Source organism: Brevibacillus sp. NL20B1, assembly GCF_018195675.1.
GTDB classification, from domain to species: Bacteria; Bacillota; Bacilli; order Brevibacillales; family Brevibacillaceae; genus Brevibacillus; species Brevibacillus aydinogluensis.
The window spans coordinates 80977-105513 of record NZ_JAGTPT010000013.1 but is presented as its reverse complement, the minus strand read 5'-3'; the positions used below and the strand labels follow the sequence as shown (position 1 = coordinate 105513).

Here is a 24537-nt window from a genome sequence, read left to right as displayed (position 1 = left end):
ATCATATGCAAGAACAGCAAGAACAACAGGAAAAACGCGGACTTCTCATTGTCGGACTGTTAGTGGCGATGTTCTTTGCGTCGCTGGACAATACGATTGTGGGAACCGCCATGCCGCGCATCGTCGGCGAACTGGGCGGCTTGGGGGTCATGACCTGGCTGACTACAGCCTACATGCTGACGTCCACCGCTGTCGTGCCGATCACCGGCAAATTGGCGGACTTGATCGGCCGAAAAGTGATCTATGTGACCGGTTTGATTCTATTCATGGTCGGATCTGTCCTCTGCGGAGCTGCCCAGTCGATGAACCAGCTCATCATCTTCCGCGCGATCCAGGGCATCGGCGGCGGCATCATGATGCCGATGGCGATGATCATCGTCGGCGATTTGTTTACCGGCGAGCAGCGGGCCAAATGGCAGGGGGTCTTTGGCGCAGTCTTCGGCCTCTCCTCCATTCTGGGACCTCAGGTTGGCGGCTGGATCGTCGACTCGTTGAACTGGCGATGGGTCTTTTACATCAATCTGCCTGTCGGCATTCTCGCCGTGATCCTGATTGCATCGGCACTTAAATCGCAGCGGCTGAACGGACCGGTCAACATTGACATCTGGGGCATGTTTACCATGACCGGCGGCGTCGTCAGCCTGCTTCTCGCTCTGACGTTTGGCGGAAAGGACTTCCCCTGGGCGTCGTGGCAGATTCTCTCGCTGTTTGCTCTCTCAGCCGCGTTTCTGATCGCGTTCGTGATCGTGGAGTCGAAAACAGCTGAGCCGATTTTGCCGCTGCATCTGTTTCGGAACAAAACCTTTTCGCTGTTGAACGGCATCGGGTTTCTCATGTCGGTCGGGATGTTTGGCGCCATCATGTTCGTGCCGTTATTCATGCAGGGCATCGTCGGCATCAGCCCGTCCGAGTCCGGGACCATCATGGTGCCGATGATGCTGGCCATGATGCTGACCAGTATCATCGGGGGCCGGATCGTGAAAAAAATCGGCGTCCGCACGCAAATGCTGGTCGGGATGATCACGATGGCTGTGAGCTTCTGGCTCTTGTCCACGATGGTCGTAACCACTTCCCAATGGGAAGCCATGGCGTACATGATCGTGCTGGGATTGGGAATCGGGCTGGTGATGCCGCTGATTACCATCGCGCTGCAGGAAGCCTTCCCCAAATCGCAGCGGGGGGTCGTCACATCCTCCAGCCAGTTTTTCCGACAAATCGGCGGAACGTTTGGCATGACCGTTTTGGGAGCGGTCATGAACCATCGCTCGACCGCCCTGCTGACGCACGACCTCATGCCGCGTCTGGAAAAACTGCCGCAGGAGGCTCACGGCATGGCGGAGCAGTTCTCCAATATGATTCAGACGAACCCGCAGGGCCTATACTCCATGCTGCTGAGCCCGGAGGCGCTGGCCGCCATTCCGGAGAACATTCGGCAGTTTCTGCTGCCAATCCTCAAGACGGACATGGTCGCCTCGCTCCATGAGGTGTATCTCGTCGGACTTGTCTTTATCCTGGCAGGCGCCGTGCTCGCCATGTTCCTCGGCAAGATCAAGCTGTCTCCACGGGAGCAAAAGGCAGCCGAACAGAAAGCCGCGTAACCATCGCACGGCGCTCACTCGGGAAAACGGCTCGAACATGATTCCAGGCAGATGCCGACATGCAAACAGGCGTGCAAACCACAGCAACGGTTTGCACGCCTGTTGTCTGTCATCCCCTGAAAAAATCAGGAGAAGAAGAATTTCTTCAGCGCGTGTTTGGTCGTCTCTTTGTTCATGTGAGCGATGGAAGTCGTCAGCGGAATGCCTTTCGGACAAGCCTGCACGCAGTTTTGCGAGTTTCCGCAGTCGGCGATGCCGCCGTCTTCCATCAGCGCTTCCAGACGCTCATGTTTGTGCATCGCACCAGTCGGATGCTGGTTGAACAGACGCACCTGGGAGATGGCAAACGGACCGATAAACGCCGATTTTTGGTTGACGTTCGGGCACGCTTCCAGGCAGACACCGCAGGTCATGCACTTGGACAGTTCGTACGCCCATTGACGTTCCACTTCCGGCATGCGCGGACCCGGTCCCAGGTCGTGGGTACCGTCGATCGGAATCCATGCCTTGACGCGTTTCAGCGCGTCGAACATGCGGCTGCGGTCTACGGACAGGTCGCGCTGTACCGGGAAGGTGCTCATCGGTTCCAGACGGATCGGCTGCTCCAGCTTGTCGATCAGAGCGGAACACGCCTGGCGCGGTCTGCCGTTAATCACCATGGAGCACGCGCCGCACACCTCTTCCAGACAGTTTGATTCCCAGTTGACCGGTGTCGTTTTTTGACCTTGCGCGTTCACCGGATTGCGCTGTATTTCCATCAACGCCGAAATCACGTTCATGTTCGGACGGTACGGAATCTTGAATTCTTCCTTGTACGGAGTGCTGTCAGGGCTGTCTTGACGAGTGATAATCAAGTGGACAAACTTTTCGGCCATGATCAGTTCCCTCCCCTCTTACTTCTTCTTGTCGGACGTGTAGTCGCGCTTACGCGGCGGAATCAGCGAAATATCCACGTCTTCGTAGTAGATCTCCGGTGCGGTGGTCTCCGGATTGAATTTGGCCATCGTCGTTTTCAGGAACTTCTCGTCGTCGCGTTCCGGGAACTCCGGTTTGTAGTGAGCGCCGCGGCTTTCGTCGCGCATCAATGCGCTGATCGTGATAACGCGGGCAAGCACCAGCATGTTCCACAGGTGACGAGTGAAGGTTGCGCCGGAGTTGCTCCATTTGCTCGTGTCGTTGATGTTGATTCGTTTGTAGCGCTCCATCAGTTCCTGAATTTTTTCGTCCGTCTTTCTCAGGCGGTCGTTGTAGCGCACGACGGTCACGTTGTCGGTCATCCACTCGCCCAGTTCCTTGTGCAGGAGGTACGCGTTTTCGGTGCCGTCCATCTTGAGGATGTTGTCGTATTTCTCCTGCTCTTTCTTCGTGTAGCTGTCGTACAGCGTGGAGGGAAGAACGTCGCAGGACTGTTCCAGACCGTTCATGTATTCGATTGCCTTCGGACCTGCCACCATGCCGCCGTAGATCGCGGAGAGCAGGGAGTTGGCACCGAGGCGGTTCGCACCGTGCTGGGAGTAGTCGCACTCACCCGCAGCGAACAGACCCGGGATGTTGGTCATTTGGTTGTAGTCTACCCACATGCCGCCCATCGAGTAGTGCACGGCCGGGAAGATTTTCATCGGTACCTTGCGCGGGTCATCGCCCACGAACTTCTCGTAGATCTCGATAATACCGCCCAGTTTGACGTCCAGTTCTTTCGGATCTTTGTGGGACAGGTCGAGATACACCATGTTTTCGCCGTTGATGCCCAGCTTCAGATCCACGCAGACGTGGAAGATTTCGCGGGTGGCGATGTCGCGCGGCACCAGGTTGCCGTAGGCCGGGTACTTTTCTTCGAGGAAGTACCACGGTTTGCCGTCCTTGTAAGTCCAGACGCGTCCGCCTTCACCGCGGGCCGACTCGGACATCAGGCGCAGCTTGTCGTCGCCCGGGATGGCGGTCGGGTGAATCTGAATCATTTCGCCGTTCGCGTAAATGACGCCCTGCTGGTACGCCGCAGATGCCGCCGTACCGGTGTTGATGATCGAGTTGGTCGATTTGCCGAAGATGATGCCAGGTCCCCCGGTCGCCAGGATGACGGCGTCGGCACGGAAGGATTGAATCTCGCCGGTACGCAGGTTTTGCGCCGTGATCCCACGACAGGTGCCGGCATCGTCCAGAACAACCCCGAGGAAATCCCAGTATTCGTACTTGGTCACGAGACCTTCCGTTTCAAAGCGGCGCACTTGCTCGTCCAGCGCGTAGAGGAGCTGCTGTCCGGTCGTTGCACCGGCAAACGCGGTACGGTGATGCTTGGTCCCCCCGAAACGGCGGAAGTCCAGCAGACCTTCCGGTGTACGGTTGAACATGACACCCATCCGGTCGAGCATGTAGATGATGCCCGGTGCGGCGTCACACATTGCTTTAACAGGCGGTTGGTTGGCCAGGAAGTCGCCGCCGTAAATGGTATCGTCGAAGTGCTCCCAGGTGGAGTCGCCTTCCCCTTTGGTGTTCACCGCACCGTTGATACCACCCTGGGCACAGACAGAGTGAGAACGCTTTACCGGAACCAGGGAGAACAACTGTACGGGAACGCCCTTTTCTGCTGCTTTGATCGTAGCCATTAATCCGGCAAGGCCGCCGCCGACAATGATCAGTTTACCTTTTGCCATGAATGAGTCCCCCAATCCCTACAGAATGAATGCAGACATCGCCCGCAAGCCAATGAGCGAAACGATTACAAAAATGCCCATGGTCAGATAAGTGGCGAAACGCTGGGAACGTGGACCGACGGTGATGCCCCAGTGTACGAGGAACGACCAGAGCCCGTTGGAAAAGTGAAACACGGTGCTGAGAATCCCGATCGTGTAGAAGACAACCATCAGCGGACTGCTGAGAATGTTGGTCATCATGTCAAAGTTCACTTCGGCACCCAGCGCTTTTTGAATGCGCGTTTCGTACACGTGCCAAGCGACAAAGATGAGTGTGATGATTCCCGTAAGGCGCTGCCAGAGGAACATGTGGTTGCGGAAATGTCCGAAGCTGCCCACATTGTGTTTCGCCTGGAAGGCAATGTAGATCCCGTACACAGCATGGAACAGGATGGGAATGTAGATGAAGATGAATTCCACGGCGAGCAGGAATGGAACGTTTTCAATCATTCCTACTACCTGGTTGAAAGCTTCCGGTCCCCGGGTTGCCTGATAGTTCGCTGTCAAGTGGAACAAGAGGAACAGCCCGATTGGGAACAAACCGAGAAGAGAATGCAGCTTGTGGTTCAGAAAGCTATGGCCTTTTGCCATACAATGGTCCCCCTTTCAATTGTAAGTAGCGTTCTTTGGTTAATCTTTTCCCCACTATCCTAACCCATTGCCCAGCCGGTTAGACATGACGGCAGCTGCCTGCCCCCCTGCTACACAGCCAGACAAATTGTGTCGGAAAACGGAAAAAAGTTGGGCAAAACGTTGAACCACAACCAATTGTACTCCTGTCTACAGAGAGCGTCAAGACAGTGAATAGACTAATTCCATTGTTGGATTACACGTATTAATCGTCCGATTTTTCTATGAATCTGTCATAGATTCGGCCGCTCTCTCATAATCTGTTACCAAACAGGTAGAGCAAACCGGCTGTAATAGACCTGGCGGCCGCAGGAAGGTCCGACAGGGGACAAGCCTCGCGCGGCCTGCAGCCGGGAAGGAGGGTCGTGACGTGAAAGAACCGGATCAACTGGAAGCCTTGCTGCCTTCCCGCATCATCGCAGATATTGAGCGCATCCACATGCCCTATCTGGGCTATCACTTACTGCGCGAGCACCTCACCCGCTCGCTTTTGGGCGAAAGCGAACCGCCCATTCTCCACTGGCTGGGAAAGGAAATGGGGAGGCAGATTCCCATCCGCTCCGCCAACGGTCTGGTGTTTCCCTTTATCCGTCTGGGGCTGGGCAAACTGGACCTGTTGGAAGACGGGGAGCGGCAGATTCGTTATCGGCTGACCCATACCATCTATCGCTACATGTCGCCCGAACGCATCAACCGTTCCCTCTCTCTGGAGTGCGGGATCATCGCCGGTGCTGTCGGCCGTTGGAAGCAGCGGGAGATGAAAACCCGGATGGAGACGGAGGAGACGGGCAGCGTCCTGATTACCGTTCACTGGTAAGGTCTGGCCGGGACGAAAGTGAGCCGACCGGGCAGGAGCGGGGAGGCGAGGCATCGCGCTGCCGCTGCCACGCGATTTCCCGCAAACATCCCACCAGAAGAAAATCCCCCTTTTTCCGCGGCGAAAAAAGGGGGACAGCATGTGTGTTCCGTATTGGGCTGTCAGCGGGTCATACTCCGTGTACGACAGCTGTTTCCGCCACGTCGAGGCCGTATGCGGTGTGCAGGCAGCGCACGGCCCGCTCGGTGTGTTCCGCCGGGATGACGCAGGACACCTTGATGTCAGACGTGGAAACCATTTTGATCGTGATCTCCTGCTCGGCCAGCACGCGGAACATCTCGGCGGCCACGCCCGGATTGTTCACCATGCCGGCTCCGACAATCGAGACCTTGGACAAGCCCTCTTCGCATTCCACTTTTTCAAAACCGAGCTGCTCGCGGTGGGCGTTCAGCGTATCGAGCGTCTTTTTCAAGTCGCTTCCTGCCACCGTGAAGGAAATGTTGGTCACGGCCGCGTCGTACGAGCTTTGGATGATGATATCCACGTTTACCTGGTGATCCGCCAGCGTGTTGAACAGCCGGGACAGCGTGCCTACGCGTGCAGGCATCCCCACAACCGTCACCTTTGCGACGTCTTCGTCGTGGGCGACGCCGCTAACTACTCTTCCTGTTTCCATATGCGCACCCTCCTCTACGTACGTGCCTTCTTCTGTCGTAAAGCTGGAGCGGACGACCAGCCGGACCTTGTGGGTCTTGGCTGCCTCCACCGAGCGCGGATGCAGCACGCCCGCCCCCAGGTTGGCCAGTTCGAGCATTTCATCATACGAGATGCTGTCCAGTTTGCTCGCCGTCGGAACCACACGCGGGTCGGCAGTGTAGACGCCGGCCACATCTGTGAAAATTTCGCATTTGTCCGCGTTGAGACTGGCTGCCAGCGCCACCGCGGACGTGTCCGAACCGCCGCGGCCCAGCGTGGTGATCTCGCCTGCTTCGCTGACGCCCTGAAATCCAGCCACGATGACGACCCGGCCGCGCGCCAGTTCCCTTCGGATTCGTTCCGTCTCAATATGGGTGATCCGGGCCTTGCCGTGGATCGACTCGGTCGTCACTCCCGCCTGCCAGCCCGTCAGGGAAATGGCGTCATACCCCTTTTGGTGCAGCGCCATCGCCAACAGCGCAATCGACACCTGCTCGCCAGTCGCCAGCAGCATGTCCATCTCCCGCTCCGACGGGTAGGGGGAAATCTGTTTGGCCATATCCACCAGCACGTCTGTGGACTTGCCCATTGCCGACACGACGACGACCATGTCGTGTCCAGCTTCCTTATATTGAATAATCCGGTCCGCTACTTTCATAATCCGTTCAATGGTACCTACGGAGGTGCCTCCGTATTTATGCACGATCAACCCCATGCGGCTTCTCTCCCTTTTCCTATTCAACATGTTCACATATCTCTTTGGATTCTTCTTTCATCAGGCCATCTTCTCAGGCCATCTTCGTTTCACTATTATTATTTCTCACTCTTGCAAAAAAGGCAGCGACGAGGATACACCTGTCACTGCCTGCCAGTTCGACATACCGGTTCCTCCTTCCCTTGGCCACGTGAACAGTTGAGCATGACAGAACATCCCCTGTTCCATTCTCAACCGACATCGTGAGATAGCTCTCCATCCGGCAACGGGAATTGCACGGATGACAGTCCTGCGCTTATTCAACGCAGACCCAGCACGGAGGAAGCGGGCCTTTCTCCGTACTTCGGCGAATTCCCCTTTCCCGTACCCGTCACAGATGCCCGATCTCAGGGAGGTACTCATGGTTTTCGCGCCTCTACCTCACTCCTAACGGGAAGTGAGGCTTGTTATGCTGTTTGTATGGGATTATACCACGTGTACGAAGGCGGTTCAATCAGAAATTTCATTAAAGTTTGCAGCATCATGGTAAAGTCCGTGCCTGTACGAGCCGTAACTTCTGTCATAGCCCTTATTGCCAGATGATACCGAAAATTGTATATTATTTCTCAATTTCATAGATTTCATGTTGGGGGTATGTGAATGAAGACGATCGGCCTGATTGGAGGAATGAGTTGGGAATCGTCGCTCGAATACTATCGGTTGATCAACCAGCTCGTCAAAGAGCGCCTGGGCGGCCTGCACTCCGCCTGCTGCATCATGTACAGCGTCGACTTTGCACAGATCGAGGCGTTTCAGCGTGAGGGGCGCTGGGACGACGCCGGTGCAGCGCTTGCACATGCGGCAAAGGCGCTGGAACGGGCGGGAGCCGACTTCATCGTGCTCTGCACCAACACCATGCACAACAACGCGGAGGCGATTGAACAAGCGGTGACAATTCCCCTGCTGCACATCGTCGACGCCACGGCAGAGCGGATTGTTCAGCGCGGAATTCGGCGCGTTGGCCTGCTGGGCACCCGTTACACCATGGAATTTCCCTTCTACCGCGAACGGATGCGCCGATACGGAGTAGAAGTGCTGGTGCCGGACGAGCCTGACCGCGCCATCGTCAACCGCATTATTTTTGAAGAGTTGTGCCTGGGAAACGTATTGCCAAAGTCCAAGCAGGAGTACCTGCGGGTAATGGACGGCCTCGTTCGCCGCGGAGCGGAGGGCGTCATCCTCGGCTGCACGGAAATCACTCTGCTGATCAAACCGGAGGATATGCTTGTGCCGCTGTTTGACTCCACACGCATCCACGCGGAGGAAGCCGTGACGCGGGCTCTTGGATGACACACGTAAAAAAGGCTGATGCCCGCACTCGTCAGGCGTCAGCCTTTTTGTCTGTTTCGCCGGATGCTCCGTTTGCATCCCCGTCCGCCTGTTGTCGCAGGTGGCGCAGGATCTCTCGGGCCAGCTTGTCGCCGATGCCGATCTGCCGGAAGTCTTCCACGGTCGCTTCACGCATTTTTTTCAGCGAGCCAAAATGCTGGAACAACAGCTTGCGCCGCTTTTCGCCAACACCGGGAATCTCGTCCAGCCGTGACGATAGCATCGTCTTGCTGCGCGCCTGCCGGTGAAATGTGATGGCAAAACGGTGCACCTCGTCCTGAATTCGCTGCAGCAGGTAAAACTCGTAGCTGTCCCGGCGAAGCTCCACCGGCTCCGGCGGATCGCCGTAGAGCAACTGCGCGGTCCGGTGCTTTTCGTCCTTGGCCAGGCCGCAGACGGGGATGTAGAGACCCAGCTCGTTTTCCAGCACGTCCATCGCCGCGCTGATCTGCCCCTTGCCGCCGTCGATGACGATGAGATCGGGCAGCGGCTGGCTTTCCTTCAGCAGGCGGGTGTAGCGGCGGCGAATCACTTCCCGCATCGCCCCGTAGTCGTCCGGCCCCTCGACGCTTTTGATCTTGAATTTGCGGTACTCTTTCTTGTCCGGCCGGCCATCGGTAAAGACCACCATCGCTGACACCGGTGTCGTGCCCTGAATGTTGGAGTTGTCAAATGCCTCGATGCGGTGCGGCGTGCCAATCCCAAGGATGTGCCCCAGATTGTGCACCGCCTGGATCGTCCGCGCATCGTCCTTGGACATCAGCGCAAATTTTTCCTGCAGGGCAATCCGCGCGTTTTCGGACGCCATCTGCACCAGTTCCCGCTTTTTCCCTCGCTTGGGCGCGTACACCTTGACGCCCAGCCACCCCGCCAGCAACTCCGGCTCGCTTCGTTCCGGCAGCAAAATCTCCTTGGGCAGCGCGTTTTGCTTGTCGTAGTAAAACTGGGTGACGTAGGACATGAAATCTTCCGTCTCGTCGCCGTAATACGGGAACGACGTCGTCTCCCGTTCGATCATCTTGCCCTGCCGCATGTAAAAGATCTGGATGCACATCCAGCCCTTGTCGACAGCAAAGCCGATGATGTCCCGGTCCACCGTGTCGGTAAACGTCACCTTCTGTTTTTCCATCACGGCTTCGATGCTGCGGATTTGGTCGCGAAGCTCCTTGGCGCGTTCAAACTCCATGTTTTCCGCTGCCTGCAGCATCTTTTCCGTCAGCTCCTGCTTGACCGCCTCGTGGCCGCCGTCGAGAAAACGGCAGATCTCTTCCACCAGCCGCTGATTCTCTTCCGCAGGCACCTCGTGAACACAGGGAGCCAAACACTGCCCCAGGTGGTAGTACAGACACACCTGCTTCGGCAGCGTTTTGCACTTCCGCAACGGGTAGAGGCGATCCAGCAGCTTTTTCACTTCGGATGCCGCTCCCGCATTGGCGTAGGGACCAAAATAGCGCGCCTTGTCCTTGACCACCTTGCGGGTGATTTCCAGGCGCGGATGTTTTTCATTGGTGACCTTGATGTACGGATAGGTTTTGTCGTCCTTCAGCATTACATTGTAGCGCGGATTGTGCTGCTTGATCAGGTTGCACTCCAAAATCAGCGCTTCGATCCCCGAAGAAACGACGATGTATTCAAAATCGGCAATTTCGCTGACCAGTAATTGCGTCTTGCCGTCGTGACTGCCTACAAAGTAGGAACGGACGCGGTTTTTCAGCACTTTGGCCTTGCCCACGTAGATGATGTCTCCGTCCTTGTTTTTCATCAGGTAGCAGCCCGGCTTCTCCGGCAGGACGGCCAGCTTGTCTTTCAAGGAGCTGTTCACGGCTGCCCCCTCCTTTCTTCATATCCGGACCAACGGCCTTCCCGCGCGGGCGGGAATATACGTTCCGTCCCCATGTTACCACGTTTTGCGGCGAAACACGAGTGTTTGCGCTGGCATAAAAAAATCAGCATCCGCGCAGTGCAGATGCTGATGACGGCCCCCGCCCGGCGCAAGCGGCCAGGCAGGTGCAGATCCGTTTTCCTTACAGGTGTTTGTTCAACGTGCCCATCAGCGCATCCTTCGGTTGGAAACCGATTACCTTGTCAACCGGTTGACCGTCCTTAAACACGATCAGGGTCGGAATGGACATTACGCCGAAACGGCCGGCAGATTCCGGATTCTCATCCACGTTTACCTTTACGATTTTCAGTTTGGTCCCTACTTCACTGTCGATCTGCTCGAGTACCGGCGCGATCATTTTGCAGGGACCGCACCACGGAGCCCAGAAATCAACCAGGACAGTGCCGCCTTGCTCCACTTCCTGGGAAAAGGTCTGGTCGGTTGCATTCACAATTGCCATGGTATCGTTACCTCCTTTCTATACGGTACGCCAAAAGGTTCCATACGCCCTACAGTATATCATTCTCCACCGGAAATGACTACAACGGACGACACTTTGCCGCGCTTTCCCCGTTAGTCTGTCCGAAATCGCCGCTCTCTATTGTCCCAAGTGCTTCAGGCGGTTGATTTCCCGCTCGTGGTCGCACACTTTGCGGTGCAGCAGGTCAAAATCGGATTTCAGCAGTTGATAATGCCGTTCCAGGCGGTCAAAGCGGCGGTTGGTTTCGTCGCGAAACGCGTACATGTCGTCGCGAAACGCGTACATTTCACGTTTGAACTCGCGGAGCTCCTCGACCGATTCCTTGACGATGCGGTTGTTTTCCGCCACCATGTGGATCAACTGATGCAGCAGTTCCTCACTCATTCCGACCACTCTCCCTTTCCTAGTTATTATAGCGGACAGGAGAAGCATACGACAGCGGGGGCGGACAAAAAAACGGACGGCAGACAGCGACCGCTGCATGATGCCCGCCGCATGACTTCCCGTACAAAAAAGGCGCCCCGTCCAGGGCGCCGTTCCGTACCGCTCGCTTATACGAGCACTTTTTTGAATTCAGCCGTGAGCAGGGGAACCACCTCAAACAGATCGCCGACGATGCCGTAGTCCGCCACCTGGAAAATGGGGGCTTCCGGGTCCTTGTTGATGGCGACGATCACTTTGGAGTTGGACATACCTGCCAGATGCTGGATTGCTCCAGAGATGCCGCACGCGATATACAGGTCGGGTGTAACCACTTTCCCCGTCTGGCCGATCTGCATGGAGTAGTCGCAGTAATCGGCATCGCACGCGCCGCGGGACGCGCCTACTGCGGCGCCAAGCACCTCAGCCAGTTCGTAGAGCGGTTTGAAGCCGTCCGCGCTTTTCACGCCGCGACCACCGGAGACGATGATCTTGGCCTCGGAGAGATCCACTTTTCCGCTCGTTTTGCGAACCACTTCCTTGACGATGGAGCGCAGATCCTTGATCTCCACGTCAAACGGTACCACCGTCGCCGTTTTCCCGGTGTCGGCCGCAGCCGCCGGGATGTTGTTGGGCCGGATCGTAATCATGATCATGCCGTCGCTGAACTTCCGTTTTTGGAAAGCCTTGCCCGCATAGATCGGCCGCGTAAAGACCGGACCGGGCTCCAGAGCCGTTACGTCAGAGATCAGACCGTACCCGAGACGGGCGGCAACACGCGGCGCCACGTCACGGCCGATCGCCGTGTGCCCCAGCACCACCGCGTCAGGAGAGACATGGTCAATCAACTGTTTCAGCGCTTGGACGTACGCGTCCGGCGTATACTGCGCCAGCGCGGCGTGATCCGCCACGTAGACCGTACCGGCGCCGTGATGTCCCAGTGTCGCCGCATGCGCGCCGCTGTCCGGTCCGAACAGGGCAGCCACCACTTCGCCGCCTTCTGCCAACACCTGCGCGGCGGCCAGTGCTTCCAGGGACACGTTGCGCAGTTGACCGTCACGCGTTTCTGCCAATACCAGTACCTTTTTCATCTGGATCCTCTCCCTCTCGCTTAGATCACTTTTGCTTCGTTACGCAACAATTGGACCAATTCGGACACCTGTGCCGCCAATTCGCCGGAGAGAATGCGGCCCGCCTGCTTTTTCGGAGGCAGGGTCTGGTCGACGATGACGGTCTTCGCCTGGACGTCCTGGGCGGACAGGCCAAGATCGTCCGCAGAGAGGCGATCCAACGGTTTTTTCTTGGCTTTCATGATCCCCGGGAGGGACGGGTAACGCGGTTCGTTCAGCCCCTGCTGGGCGGTGATCAGCACCGGCAGGCTGGTTTCCACCACTTCCAGGTCCCCTTCGACGTCGCGTTCCACCCGCACCTGGGTGCCGTTGATCTCCAGTTTGACAGCCGTGGAGACGTGGTTGATGCCCAGCTCTTCAGCCAGACGGGGACCGCCTTGTCCAGCGCCGGTGTCAACGGCCATCTGTCCGGCGAGGATGATGTCGTACCCCACTTTGCGGGCGACGGCAGCCAGCACTTTGGCAGTCGTGTACTCGTCGCCGAACAGGCTTTCGTCGTCAACCAGAATTGCCTTGTCCGCTCCCATCGCCAGTGCCGTTCTAAGCTCTTGTTCCACGCTGTCCGTACCGATGGAGACGACGGTCACCTCGCCGCCGTGCTCTTCCTTCAGTTTGATCGCCTCTTCCAGGGCGTACTCGTCGTACGGGTTAATGATGGTTTTCGCGCCGTCATCCAGGATTTTTCCATCCTCGATGACGATTTTTTCTTCCGTGTCAAAGGTTTGCTTCATGACAACCAAAATGTTCATGGGATTCCCTCCTTACTAGGTGGCGCAATTCCAATAGAAGCTAGCGGTCGGCAAACTGCGGCTTGCGCTTTTCCAAAAACGCGGCAACGCCTTCCTTGACGTCTTCCGAAGCGAACGCTTCAGCGAACAGTTCCGCTTCGCGCTGCATGCCATCTGCCTTGCCGAGCACCGTCCCGGCATGCACCGACTGCAGTGCCAGCCGCAGGGCGACAGCGCTTTTTTGGGCAATGGCGGCAGCCAGTTTTTTCGCTTCGTCCAGGAGCTGGTCCAGCGGATGGACCGCTTCCACCAGTCCGATGCGCAGCGCCTCTTCGCCGTCGATCATTTCGGAGGTGAGGATCATCTGCGTCGCCTTGCCCCGGCCGACCAGACGCGGCAGCCGCTGCGTGCCCCCGTAACCGGGGATGAGGCCCAGGTTGAGCTCGGGCAGGCCCAGCTTGGCTTCGGGCGCCGCCAGCCGAATATGGCAGGCCATCGCCAGTTCCAGACCGCCGCCCAGGCACGCCCCGTTGATCGCGGCAATGATCGGTTTCGGGAAGGTTTCCAGACGGTCAAACAATTGCTGTCCGGCTTTCGCCATCGCTTGGGCATCTGCGGGCACCAGTTGGGTAAACTCCTTGATATCCGCCCCGGCGATGAAAAAACGGCCTTCGCCGGTCAAGACGATCGCCTTTACCTGACCGTCCCGTTCCAGATCGTCCAGAAGCGCTGCCAGCTCCGTCAGCGCCGCCTGGCTCAGCGCGTTGGCCGGCGGACGGCTGATGGTGACGACGGCAACGCGATCTTCCTTGTGCACTTGCCAATACGAATACATCCCTCTCCCCCCTGCTTGCGTCAAGTCATGAAGCATCCGCCATCTGAGCGAACGCTCAGTCTTCACGTTTTTATTGTAACAAACGAAATCTTGCAAAAAAAGCGTTTTCTTTTGTCATTTTCCCTTCATACCGTACAGGAAGAGGTTATGAATGGGGTCAACATGGGAGACAAGATCGTACTTGCATTGTTTCATGACCCAGGATGTCGTCACTTCATCCAGCGTTCCGAAAATCATTTTCCGCGCCACGCGGACGTCGATGTCCGGGCGGAACACGCCTACCTGCATGCCTTCGTGGATCACTTCGTCAATCAGGTTAAAGTACTGCTTCATCACGGCACCAATGCCCTCACTGATTTCCGGATTGGACTGGCGCAGTTCAATCTGCGTCACTTTTGCCAGATCCGGGTCTTGGGCCAACTGGCTTAAATGGGCGTGAACCAGGACGTACAGTTTTTGCTCGACCGACTCTGCTTCAGCGATTCGTTCCCGGCAGGTTTCGATAAAGGCCCCCATCTTTTCGTTGAACAGGGAAATGAGAATGTCATCCTTGTTCTCAAAGTAGAGGTAGATGGTGCCGTCCGCTACCTTCGCTTCTTTCGCAATTTTGGAAACCTGAGCGCTGTGATAGCCATGACGAGCGATGACGCGAACAGCCGCATCAATAATGGCTTGATATTTTTCCCCCGTTTTTTTCGCCATACGTACCTCCACGTTTGCTTCGAATCAATGCAAAATGAATGATTATTCATTCATGTTTACAGTGTAATATAGGGCTCCATCCGCTGTCAATCCCTCGTCCGCCTGGCCAAAAACAAGCGGCAAGTGGACTGTCCGGGAAGTCCTCTGCTGAAATAGCCTGTCCCCCGGTCTGTCAAGAAAAAGGCCGCTCCCGATCAGGAGGGCGTTACGGGACAGCATTCACGGTCGATGCGATTGTGCGGCGGTTTCCGCCTGTCTTTCCGTTCGTTTCTGGCGGGCTTCAGCTCGTCTTGACCTGGTCTTGGTCGGCGCTCCGTTTCTTTTCTTCCTCCTGCAATTGGCGGCGCAGCACTTTGCCCACCATCGTCTTGGGCAGCTCTTTTCGGAACTCGTATAACCGCGGAATCTTGTAGGCAGCCAGGCGCTTGCGGCAGTGGTTCTCCAGCTCTTCCTCGCTTACCTGCGCTCCTTCCTTCAGCACGATAAACGCCTTGACCGTCTCGCCCCGGTAGGGGTCCGGCACGCCGATGACGGCTGCTTCCTGGACGGCGGGATGCTCAAACAGCACTTCTTCCACCTCACGCGGGTAGATGTTGTATCCGCCGGCGATTATCATGTCCTTCTTGCGGTCGACGATGTAAAAGTATCCGGCTGCGTCCATGTAGCCCATATCTCCGGTCAACAGCCACCCGTCCCGCAGGACAGCCGCTGTGTCTTCCGGACGGTTCCAGTATCCGAGCATCACCTGCGGCCCTTTGACCGCCAACTCGCCGATCTCTCCCTGGGGCAGTTCTTCCCCGGTTGCCGGGTCGACGATGCGGCAGTCGGTGTCCGGCCAGGGCAGGCCGATGCTGCCGTTGACCCGCTTCCCCCAGATCGGATTGGAGTGGGTGACGGGGGACGCTTCCGTCAGGCCGTACCCTTCCACCAGCCTGCCGCCGGTCAGCTCTTCAAATCTGCGCTGCACCTCCACGGGCAGCGGTGCGGAACCGCTGACACAGGCGGTAATGGAGGACAAATCGTATTTGGGCAAATCAGGGTGATTGATCAGTCCGATGTACATCGTAGGTGCGCCGGGAAACAAGGTGGGTTTTGTCTTGTCGATCAGTTTGAGGATTTGCTTGGCGTTGAATTTGGGGACGAGAATAATTTCCGCCGCAATGGAAATGCCCTTGTTCATCACCGTGGTCATTCCGTAGACGTGGAACAGTGGCAGGGCGGCGAGAATTCGTTCCCGCCCTCTGACGAACTTATACATGACTGCCTGGCACTGCAGCGTGTTGGCGACGAGGTTGCGGTGTGTCAGCATGACTCCCTTGGCCAGGCCGGTGGTGCCGCCGGTATACTGCAGAAGCGCGATGTCCTTTTCCGGGTCAACCTCAGGCGTGACCGGATTGGTAGCGCTTTCTTTCAACACGGAAAGAAAAGGCTCAACATCACCGCCGTAGGTTATCTGCGGATGGTCGCCCTGTTTCTTCTGCACCAGCGGATACAGTATCTTTTTGAAGAAGGGTAGAAAATCACCCACACTTGTAACGATCAGGCGTTTCAGTGGGGTGGAGGCCTTCACGGCCGCGACGCGGCTGTACAGCAGGTCCAATGTGATAATCGTCTCGGCTCCCGAGTCGTTCAACTGGTGAATCAGTTCCCGTTCCGTGTAAAGCGGGTTCGTCATGACCACCGTCCCGCCGGCCATCAGAGTGCCGTAGTAGCAAATGACTGCCTGAGGCGTGTTGGGCAGCATGACGGCGACACGGTCCCCTTTTTTCACGCCGCGCTTGATCAGCGCGTTGGCGAACTGATACGACATCGCCAGGAGCTCCCGGTAGGTGATCCGCCTGCCCATGAAGTACAGCGCAGGACGATCGGGAAACTCCGCGGCCGACTGTTCCAGAAAGTGCGTCAGCGGAACACGGGGGTATTCCAATGACGGTGCGGTCTCGGGCGGGTAATTGGCAATCCAAGGCTTGGCGTTTGACATGGGCAAATTCCCTCCAGTCCCTTATTGGCCTTACCTCTCCCGTACGATCCACATTCATAACCTCTTCCTGCTTCCATTCTAGTCGAAAGATAGGTAATTTTCCAACGAAAAAAATCGAATTGGATGTGATTTTTGCAAAAAAGGGCGGGCGCTTTCCTGCTCCGATCAATGCCGGGCAGGAAACCAGTGCCCGTGTTCACGGGATCAGCGCCTCCATCAGCAGTTGGCGAACGCGGGACCGCTCCTCTTTTGGCACCAGATGATACCAGCCGAGGACGCCGTTGTGCCAGATCCGCTCGTCCGCTCCCGTAAGCGTGTCCGTCGTCAGCGCATTCGGCTCGGTGTCGCCGTAGGCCAGCAGGAGGGAGGCGATCTCCCGGTCGGTCAGATCGGTTTTGATATGGCTGCCGAGAATGTCCATCAGCGAAAACGCCTTGACCAGCGCCTGCGCCGACGTGCCCTTGTCAATCAGGGCCTGGACGATTTCCTGCTGCCGGGCGATGCGTTGGTAGTCGCTGTCTTCCCGCCCGATGTCACTTTTGCGGTAGCGGACGTAGTCGAGCGCCTGTTGACCGTTCAGTGTCTGCAGTCCCGGCTTCAGGTCAATGTAGGTGTCGTCGCTCGGATCAGTGTACTTCATCCGTTTTTTCACCTCGATCTGCACCCCGCCCAACGTGTCCACCACCTGCCGGAAGCCTTCGAAGTCGATCGTCACGTAGCGGTCGATCTTGAGGTTGAAAAAGCGCTCCAGCGACTGTTTGACCAGCTTGGGGCCGCCGTAGGCCATGGCGTGGTTCAATTTGTCGTAGCCTTTTCCGGGAAGTTCCATGTAGCTGTCCCGGGGGATGGAGACGAGATGCACCTGCTGCTTGGAGGGATGCACAGCCGCCAGCATCATCGTGTCAGAGCGGGCCTGCTCCCCGTCCCGGCTGTCTGTCCCAATGACGAGCAGAAGAAACGGTTTCAGCGTTTTGGCTTGGGCCAACAGCGCACCGGGCAGCTGGTCCCCCTTCGCTTGCAAAGACGCTTCCGTTCCCGCCTCGAGCGGGGCGTACCATTCCCGCGTCATCCGTTTGAACTGGAAGGCGGCAAAGGAGACCGCCGCCAATACGCCGATCGCCACAACGACTGCTCCGTACCGGGCGATTCTCTTTCCGTATCTGCGCCAAAACGTATGCATGAACGAGACCTCCCTTTGACAAACAGGACCCCATCTGTGCTAAGAGATTGATGGGGTCCTGCTTCCATTGTTGACCGGGGAGGTCTTGTTTAAACCTGAGCGTTGGCGCTTCAGTCCCTTTCCACAACCATCGCCATGCCCATTCCGCCACCTACGCAGAGCGTGGCCAACCCGCGCTTGACCTGGCGGCGCTTCATTTCGTGCAGCAGCGTGACGACGATGCGGCAGCCCGTGGAGCCGACCGGATGGCCGAGTGAGATGCCGCTGCCGTTGACGTTCGTGATCTCGCGCGGCAGCTCCAGCAGCTTTTCCACCGCCAGATACTGGGCGGCAAACGCTTCGTTTACCTCGATCAGATCAATGTCGGCCAGAGTCAGGCCCGCTTTGGCCAACGCCTTTTTCACCGCCGGCACCGGTCCGTATCCCATCAGATCAGGCTCCACCCCGGCCCAGGCATACGAGACGATCCTGCCCAGCGGAGCGATGCCCAGCTCCCGTGCCCGGCTCTCCTTCATCAGCACGACCGCAGATGCCCCGTCGTTCAGCCCGGAGGAGTTGCCCGCCGTCACGGTCCCGTTTTCGCGAAAGCTGGGCTTCAGCTTGGACAGGCCCTCCAGCGTGACGTCCCGGCGGGGATGTTCGTCTGTCTCCACCATCGTCACCGCTCCCCGCTTCGTTACTGCAACGGGAATGATTTCCTCACGAAACAGGCCGCTGTCGATCGCCCGCACCGCGTTTTGCTGGCTGCGCAGGGCGATTTCATCCTGTTCGGCGCGGCTGATGCTGTAGCGCTCCGCCAGCCGTTCCGCCGTCTCCCCCATCAGGATGCCAAAATGGGGATCGGTCAAAAGTTCCCACATCGCGTCGGTCATCTCCCCGTGCGTGAGGCGTTTGCCCCAACGGGCGTTTTTCAGCACGTACGGCGCATTGCTCATGCTCTCCACGCCGCCGGCGATTACCACCTCACAGTCCCCCAGCAGAATTTGTGCGGCACCGCTGACGATCGCCTGCATGCCGGAGGCGCACTGGCGCTGTACGGTAAAACCGGTCACTCGGTTGCCGAGCCCGGCGTCAAGGGCTGCCACGCGTGCAATGTTGGCTTCATCGGTCCGCTGGATGCAGTTGCCAAGGATCACTTCATCAATCAGCGACGGATCTACTGACGATTTGGCAATGACGCCGCGAATCACCGTTTCCGCCAGTTTGCGAGCGCTTACATCTTTCAGCGCGCCGCCGAACGTGCCGATCGGCGTGCGTCCGGCTGCGACAATGACGATTTGTTCCATCGCAATTTCCTCCCCCGCGTTCGATTTTCCCATTTCTCCCATTGTGACACAGGTCCGATCGGGCGTAAATCGTTCCCGTACCACCTCTACTCCCGGGCGTCTTTCATCATGACCGTCACCCACTCGTCACTGTGCCGCTCCGCCACCAGCGAAAATCCGGCCTGTTCGTAAGCAGCCAGCACCTTGTCGCGATTCCACTGCACAATCCCGGAAAGGATCACCGTCCCTCCCTGCGCAATTCGCTTCCGCACCAGCGGCAGCATGGCCACGTCTTCGTCACCGCCGATATTGATCAGGATCAGATCCGCCTCCCGGGGCAGCCGCTCCTGTACGTCCGGTTCCAGCGCGTCACCCAATACGATTTCCACCGCATCCTCCGCCAGGTCGTTGTTGGCCAGGTTTACCCGGATCTGGTATTCGCTCTGCGGGTTGAGATCCACCGCAAAGACCGGCTGCCGGGCGCCGTTTTTGACGCAGAACAGCGACAGGATGCCGGAACCGGCGCCGATATCCAGCACTCGTTTGCCGGCGGGAGACCACTCCTGCAGCAGCAGCAGGATGTCCTGGGTAGTGCCGTGGTAGCCGGTGCCAAACGCCGCGCCGGGATCGATCCAGAGCACGTGTCTGGCTTGGGCCAGCGCCTCCGGCGGGGTCCACGTGGGTGCAATCCACCAGTCGCCCACCTGCACCTCGTGAAATGTCTCCTTCCACGACTCATTCTCCGCGGTCACCGTCTCTACTTCCTTAAGGCGGACCTGCTCCCCCCAGCGGCTGAGATAGTTCCGAAGCTGCTCCACATGCTCGGCTTCGCTCTCCCTGAGCGGCTCAAACAGGTAGGCGATCACCGGCCCGTCCGTCTTTTCCGCATAATCGTAGCCGTTTTCCGTCGTCAGCACCTCGATCTGCGGCTCCACCCAACCGAGTGTGTAGGCGCTGGCCAGCACCTCGCTGACAAACGCGTCTTCCGCATCCCGATCGACCAACAGGATGTACTTTAGCCATGTTTCTTCCATCGTCTGCCTGCCCCTTTCTCCCATCTGATCCTCTGAATGGATGGCGAGGATATGCGCTTGCATGGTATGATTATAGAATGGATGAAAACTTGTTTGGAGGCTTGCCATGTTTGACGAATTTTTTTACCGGCGCCGCAAGAACAAGGGGATGCTGATCCTGATGATCGCCCTGCTCATTATGGGGGCCGGTCTGTTCGCCCTGGGCTTCCTCTATTTGTTCTAGGGTTGCTTTACTTCCCCGTATTTACTCGATTATACTTGAGAATGTGTTTTTCCTGTACGTTTGATATAGAAAGAAGGTTCACTCCATGTCGCGTATTCTCATCTCCGGGTACTACGGCTTTAACAATGCCGGAGACGATGTGGTCCTGTATGGCATCATCAGCGCGCTGCGTCGGGAACAACCGAATATTTCCCTGGCCGTGTTGTCCAACCAACCGGAGCGAACGACGGCCCTGTTTGGCATTCCGGCGTACAACCGCTGGAGCCTGCCGACCATCGTGCGCGAGTTGATGCGAAGCGACATGCTGGTGATGGGCGGCGGAACGCTGATGCAGGACGTGACCAGTCCGCGCAGCGTGCTTTACTACCTGGGGATCGTCTCGATCGCCAAGCTGCTGGGCAAACCGGTCGTGTTTTACGCTCAGGGGTTTGGTCCGGTCCAGAAGCGTATCAGCCGCCTGTTGATCAAGCAGGTGGTGAACCGGGTAGACGTGATCACCGTACGTGACTTTGAATCAGGCGAAGATTTCAAGGCGTGCGGAGTGAGCAAGGCGCCAGTCTACGTGACCGCCGATCCGGCACTGACCATTTCGCCGGACGACGTGTCTGACGAGCGGGGGCGCCAGCTGTTGGCGGACAAGTTTGTCGACCTGTCCAAGCCGCTGGTTGCCATCTCGGTCCGCGACTGGAAGCAGGAGCAGCGCTTCAAGCAGTCGATCGCCCGGGCAGCCGACCTGTTTGCAGAGCGTGGATGGAACGTGCTGTTTGTGCCGATGCACTATCCCAGCGATCTGGCTCCCTCCCGCGACATCATCGCGATGATGCGCCAGCCGGGGGCAAAGCTGTTGGACGAGCCGGTCACCTTTCACGACATCATGTCCGTGCTGAAACAGTGCGAGTACGTGCTCGGCATGCGGCTGCACTCCCTGATTCTTGCCTGCATGCTCCAAACGCCGTTTACCGGCATCTCCTATGATCCCAAAATTGACCGGTTTGTCGAGCGGGCCGGCATGCCCAGCGCCGGCCATATCACCCGTTTGGACGAATCGGCGCTCCTCGCCCTTTTGGACGAGCGGCTGGCCGACCTGGAGCGGGAAAAACGCGTGATTGCCGAACGCTCGCAACTGCTCGCCCAGGAAGCGGCCAAAAGCAGTGAACTGGTGCTTCAGGCACTGCGCCGCAAAGCGTAAGTCTGACCACGTGGCTTAAAACGCCGACAGGGGCAGGTCTCCCCACAACGCGGACGAAAGGAGGACGTGCAGATGTCCGTTTCTTCCCAGTTGCTGATACGTTTGAACAAGCTGTTTCCGCTCCCCGTTCACCCGTTCAATCTGGCGAACGACGGGACGATGAGCTACACCGAATGGCAGTTCCAAAAAGGGGACCAGACGATCCAGTTTTTCCTCCCCTATCATTCGCAGGAGCAGATGTTCGTCGACAAGACAGTCCTGGACATCGGCTGCGGCGGCGGAGGCAAAACCTGCTATTACGCCACATTTGGTCCCAAGCAGATGATCGGCATCGACATTGTGCCCCATTACGCCGAGGAAGGAAACGCCTTTGCCCGCGAAAAAGGGCTGGCGGACCGGGTCTCGTTCATGACCGCCGACTCTGCCGATCTGCCGTTTGATGACAACACGTTCGACACGATTATCATGAACGACGCGATGGAACACGTCGACCGTCCGGAACAGACGTTGGACGAATGTTTCCGCGTTTTGAAGCCGGGCGGTCATCTGTACATCAACTTTCCACCGTACTACCACCCGTACGGGGCCCATCTCTCCGACGCCATCGGGATTCCCTGGGTGCACGCGTTTTTCTCCGAGCTGACGCTGATCGACGCCTACAAGCAGTTGGTTCGCCACCTGCCTGACGGCGAGGAGCGGATCTCCTTCCGCTTCGGTCAGGGGCCGGATGGCAAGGAGACCATTTCCTACATCAACCGGATGACGATCAAACGGTTCCGCCGCATCCAGCAGGGGGTCCACCATCCAGTGGTTTACCAGCAGGAAGTACCGCTGCGCCCGGTCGTCTCCGGCCTGGCCAAACTGCCGTTTTTGCGTGAGTTTTTTGTCAAAATGGTAGTCTGCATCTATCAAAAGCAGGCATAGCAGACCGATATGCGTGAAGCCGTCCCAAACAAGCGGGGCGGCTTTTTGCCGGGGGCTGGGCCGCACCGGTCCTTGACAGACAGAGAAAAGGGCTGTGCCGTAATCGGAGGTGTTCCGTTTACGGTACAGCCCTTGTTTTCATGCCGCCAGGCCGAGGTCAGCGGATATCGGTCGGCGACTCTTTCCGGCGCAGCAGGTTCACCAGGCCGCGCAGCCGGTTGCCTCCGGGCAGCCACTCCAGCTCTTTTTCGTCAATCAGCGGTATGACCAGCAGCATGCCCAGGTAGACGAGCATCCCCGTTCCGACCCCGACCACCGTTTCCACCGCCCCCACCAGGCGGGCTTTTCCATGCAGCAGGAAACCGACCGTCTCCATTGCCCCCCAGGCCAATACCAGCATCAGGTTGGCGACGAGCAGCGGATACAGCGTGTCAAAGCGCCACTGAATGTCCACCTTCACCAGACGGTTGATCACCCGCATGTTCAGGGCACAGACCAGGGCAGTGGCGCACAGCCAGGATACGGACAGCCCGTCCATCCCCAGCAGGGAAGTAAACAGGATCGTCGTCCCGATCTTGGCCAGCACGCCCCACAAGAGGTGCAGTGCCGGCACTTTTTCCCGGCCCAGCCCCTGCAGGATGCCGTTGGTGGCCAGCAGCAGGGAAAGCGGAATGGCGCTGACGCCCAAAATCGCCATCGCCCGTGTCCCCTCCACGTCGCCGTACAGTGCCAGGTTGGCCCCTTCAGCCACGGCGGTCAAGCCCAGACCCGCCGGCAGGCCGATCAGCCAGGCAAAGCGCAGGGAGAGCTTGGTCAGCGTGCTCACCCGTTCTTCGTCACGCTGCTGCCGTGCTTCGGCGATGGCGGGAACGATCGACAGCGCAATGGACGAGCCGAACAGGCTGGCCAGCTGCAGCAGCGGTCCTCCACGGCTGTAGATGCCGAACCAGGTGTCGGCGGTCAGTCCGTCCACATGCCAGACGTAGCGAAAGATGTTGATCGCCAAAAACGAGTCGACCAGGCTGAAGATCGGAATGACCAGCGCGCTGATACAGATCGGCCAGGCGATGCGCCACATCGACAGGAAAAAGGTGCGGTCGAACCACCAGTCAAGCCGCTTCCACCCGTCCGCAGACGCGAACGGCTGCTTGCGGTTGTGCCGCCACAACAGGAACGCAAGGAAGCCAAGGCTCAACATCGTGCTGATCATCGTCCCAAAGTTGACGCCCGTGATCACCTGATCCGTATCTTCGCCCAGCGAGACGAGATAGAGCGAGGCGATCAGGATAAAGGCCACCCTCAGCGTCTGCTCCACGATCTGGGAGAGGCCGACGTAGAGCATTTTCTGATGTCCGTAAAAGAAGCCCCGGATCACCGCGATCAAGGGAACGAACAACAGCGACAGCGAAATGGCCCGAATCGGTTCGATCAGATGAGGGTTGCCCATCAACCGGGCGATCAGGGGAGAACCCAGGTAGAGCAGGGCAAACAAGACGATCCCGATCCCGCCCATCATCACCATGCTGCGGGCGAGAATCTGGCTGACCGCATCCTGCTTTCCTTCCGCCAGCGCTTCGGCGATCACCCGGGAGAGAGCCACGGGGACGCCCGCTGTGGCCAGAATCAGGAATGTGAGGTAGAGCGGATATACCTCCTGGTAGAGACCCAATCCGTTGTCACCCACGATTTCCTGCAGGGGGATGCGGTAAAACATCCCGATTACCTTGGACAAAATCCCGGCCACAGCGAGAATCAACGCCCCGGCGAGGAATTGACTTTTTTTGGTCATGGGAAACTCCTTTGCAACAATGTCAAATCAAATCGTGTACCGCACAGCCGGGTTGCTTCGCAAGTCGGCGGCAGTTTGCTTCACGCACAGACAAACATAAACCGTCCGGGCAAACCGCTGCCGTCCCTCCTGCACACACCTGCTGTAAATTCTCTCTCTATCCTACTAGGAAATCTCCCATCCGGCAAACAGGTATAGGGGCCCGATCCGGCAGTCATACTAATGGGGAAAGATTCCAAACATTGTATCGGCAGCCGGAA

General features: G+C 57.8%; 21 protein-coding genes and 1 riboswitch. Of the genes, 5 read left to right on the top strand and 16 right to left on the bottom strand.

Going from position 1 to position 24537, the window contains the following annotated elements; all coding sequences use genetic code 11:
* The first annotated feature begins 5 nt into the window (after window positions 1-5).
* On the top strand, window positions 6-1598 hold the full coding sequence (locus tag KDN35_RS11005) for an MDR family MFS transporter (protein WP_171566424.1): 1593 nt from the start codon (window positions 6-8) through the stop codon (window positions 1596-1598).
* A gap of 125 nt (window positions 1599-1723) precedes the next feature.
* On the opposite strand, the gene sdhB is transcribed toward KDN35_RS11005, so the two are convergent.
* Genes sdhB through KDN35_RS10990 form a run of 3 tightly spaced genes read right to left on the bottom strand, consistent with a single transcriptional unit; the run spans window position 1724 to window position 4879 of the window.
* Entirely contained in the window at window positions 1724-2473 is a 750-nt protein-coding gene (gene sdhB / locus KDN35_RS11000; RefSeq protein WP_171566425.1) for a succinate dehydrogenase iron-sulfur subunit, read from the bottom strand.
* A gap of 18 nt (window positions 2474-2491) precedes the next feature.
* Complete coding sequence (gene sdhA / locus KDN35_RS10995) at window positions 2492-4249, bottom strand: succinate dehydrogenase flavoprotein subunit (protein ID WP_171566426.1); 1758 nt, start codon at window positions 4247-4249, stop codon at window positions 2492-2494.
* Between the two features lie 18 nt (window positions 4250-4267).
* Window positions 4268-4879 carry a succinate dehydrogenase cytochrome b558 subunit gene (locus KDN35_RS10990; protein ID WP_171566427.1) on the bottom strand — a complete coding sequence of 204 codons (612 nt, stop codon included), beginning with the start codon at window positions 4877-4879 and terminating at the stop codon, window positions 4268-4270.
* A 409-nt stretch (window positions 4880-5288) separates the two neighbouring features.
* Here KDN35_RS10990 and KDN35_RS10985 point away from each other — a divergent pair, with 409 nt between their 5' ends.
* Window positions 5289-5735 (top strand): DUF2507 domain-containing protein, encoded by a 447-nt coding sequence (locus KDN35_RS10985; protein WP_171566428.1) that lies wholly within the window; start codon window positions 5289-5291, stop codon window positions 5733-5735.
* A gap of 169 nt (window positions 5736-5904) precedes the next feature.
* On the opposite strand, the gene KDN35_RS10980 is transcribed toward KDN35_RS10985, so the two are convergent.
* Window positions 5905-7146, bottom strand: coding sequence for an aspartate kinase (locus KDN35_RS10980; RefSeq protein WP_171566429.1), 1242 nt, complete (start codon window positions 7144-7146; stop codon window positions 5905-5907).
* 240 nt (window positions 7147-7386) lie between these two features.
* Window positions 7387-7572: riboswitch (Lysine riboswitch) on the bottom strand.
* A 213-nt stretch (window positions 7573-7785) separates the two neighbouring features.
* On the opposite strand from KDN35_RS10980, the gene KDN35_RS10975 reads away from it, so the two are divergent.
* Window positions 7786-8475: an aspartate/glutamate racemase family protein gene (locus KDN35_RS10975; RefSeq protein WP_212132717.1), complete on the top strand. Its 690-nt coding sequence runs from the start codon at window positions 7786-7788 to the stop codon at window positions 8473-8475.
* Between the two features lie 31 nt (window positions 8476-8506).
* On the opposite strand, the gene uvrC is transcribed toward KDN35_RS10975, so the two are convergent.
* From uvrC to KDN35_RS10920, 11 genes are all read right to left on the bottom strand, one after another.
* Window positions 8507-10336, bottom strand: coding sequence for an excinuclease ABC subunit UvrC (gene uvrC / locus KDN35_RS10970; RefSeq protein ID WP_171566431.1), 1830 nt, complete (start codon window positions 10334-10336; stop codon window positions 8507-8509).
* Window positions 10337-10538: 202 nt separating this feature from the next.
* Window positions 10539-10856 (bottom strand): thioredoxin, encoded by a 318-nt coding sequence (trxA, locus tag KDN35_RS10965; protein ID WP_171566432.1) that lies wholly within the window; start codon window positions 10854-10856, stop codon window positions 10539-10541.
* Between the two features lie 138 nt (window positions 10857-10994).
* Window positions 10995-11261 carry a hypothetical protein gene (locus KDN35_RS10960; protein ID WP_212132716.1) on the bottom strand — a complete coding sequence of 89 codons (267 nt, stop codon included), beginning with the start codon at window positions 11259-11261 and terminating at the stop codon, window positions 10995-10997.
* 167 nt (window positions 11262-11428) lie between these two features.
* Entirely contained in the window at window positions 11429-12388 is a 960-nt protein-coding gene (locus tag KDN35_RS10955) for an electron transfer flavoprotein subunit alpha/FixB family protein (protein ID WP_171566433.1), read from the bottom strand.
* Window positions 12389-12408: 20 nt separating this feature from the next.
* The gene (locus tag KDN35_RS10950; RefSeq protein ID WP_171566434.1) at window positions 12409-13176 is read right to left on the bottom strand and encodes an electron transfer flavoprotein subunit beta/FixA family protein; all 768 of its coding nucleotides are present in this window, start codon (window positions 13174-13176) and stop codon (window positions 12409-12411) included.
* A 40-nt stretch (window positions 13177-13216) separates the two neighbouring features.
* Window positions 13217-13990 (bottom strand): enoyl-CoA hydratase, encoded by a 774-nt coding sequence (locus tag KDN35_RS10945; RefSeq protein ID WP_171566435.1) that lies wholly within the window; start codon window positions 13988-13990, stop codon window positions 13217-13219.
* Window positions 13991-14104: 114 nt separating this feature from the next.
* The gene (locus KDN35_RS10940; protein ID WP_171566436.1) at window positions 14105-14692 is read right to left on the bottom strand and encodes a TetR/AcrR family transcriptional regulator; all 588 of its coding nucleotides are present in this window, start codon (window positions 14690-14692) and stop codon (window positions 14105-14107) included.
* A 280-nt stretch (window positions 14693-14972) separates the two neighbouring features.
* A complete protein-coding gene (locus tag KDN35_RS10935) occupies window positions 14973-16673 on the bottom strand; it encodes a long-chain-fatty-acid--CoA ligase (RefSeq protein ID WP_171566437.1) in 1701 nt (566 codons plus the stop codon).
* A 196-nt stretch (window positions 16674-16869) separates the two neighbouring features.
* Window positions 16870-17853, bottom strand: a complete 984-nt coding sequence (locus tag KDN35_RS10930; protein WP_212132715.1) for an LCP family protein — start codon at window positions 17851-17853, stop codon at window positions 16870-16872.
* A 110-nt stretch (window positions 17854-17963) separates the two neighbouring features.
* Window positions 17964-19139: a thiolase family protein gene (locus tag KDN35_RS10925; RefSeq protein WP_212132714.1), complete on the bottom strand. Its 1176-nt coding sequence runs from the start codon at window positions 19137-19139 to the stop codon at window positions 17964-17966.
* A gap of 86 nt (window positions 19140-19225) precedes the next feature.
* Complete coding sequence (locus tag KDN35_RS10920; protein WP_212132713.1) at window positions 19226-20152, bottom strand: 50S ribosomal protein L11 methyltransferase; 927 nt, start codon at window positions 20150-20152, stop codon at window positions 19226-19228.
* A 308-nt stretch (window positions 20153-20460) separates the two neighbouring features.
* On the opposite strand from KDN35_RS10920, the gene csaB reads away from it, so the two are divergent.
* Together csaB and KDN35_RS10910 are read left to right on the top strand one after the other, a co-directional pair.
* The gene (gene csaB / locus KDN35_RS10915) at window positions 20461-21564 is read left to right on the top strand and encodes a polysaccharide pyruvyl transferase CsaB (RefSeq protein ID WP_171566441.1); all 1104 of its coding nucleotides are present in this window, start codon (window positions 20461-20463) and stop codon (window positions 21562-21564) included.
* 72 nt (window positions 21565-21636) lie between these two features.
* The gene (locus KDN35_RS10910; protein WP_212132712.1) at window positions 21637-22488 is read left to right on the top strand and encodes a class I SAM-dependent methyltransferase; all 852 of its coding nucleotides are present in this window, start codon (window positions 21637-21639) and stop codon (window positions 22486-22488) included.
* Between the two features lie 157 nt (window positions 22489-22645).
* On the opposite strand, the gene KDN35_RS10905 is transcribed toward KDN35_RS10910, so the two are convergent.
* On the bottom strand, window positions 22646-24277 hold the full coding sequence (locus KDN35_RS10905; protein WP_212132711.1) for a putative polysaccharide biosynthesis protein: 1632 nt from the start codon (window positions 24275-24277) through the stop codon (window positions 22646-22648).
* Between the last annotated feature and the right edge of the window lie 260 nt (window positions 24278-24537).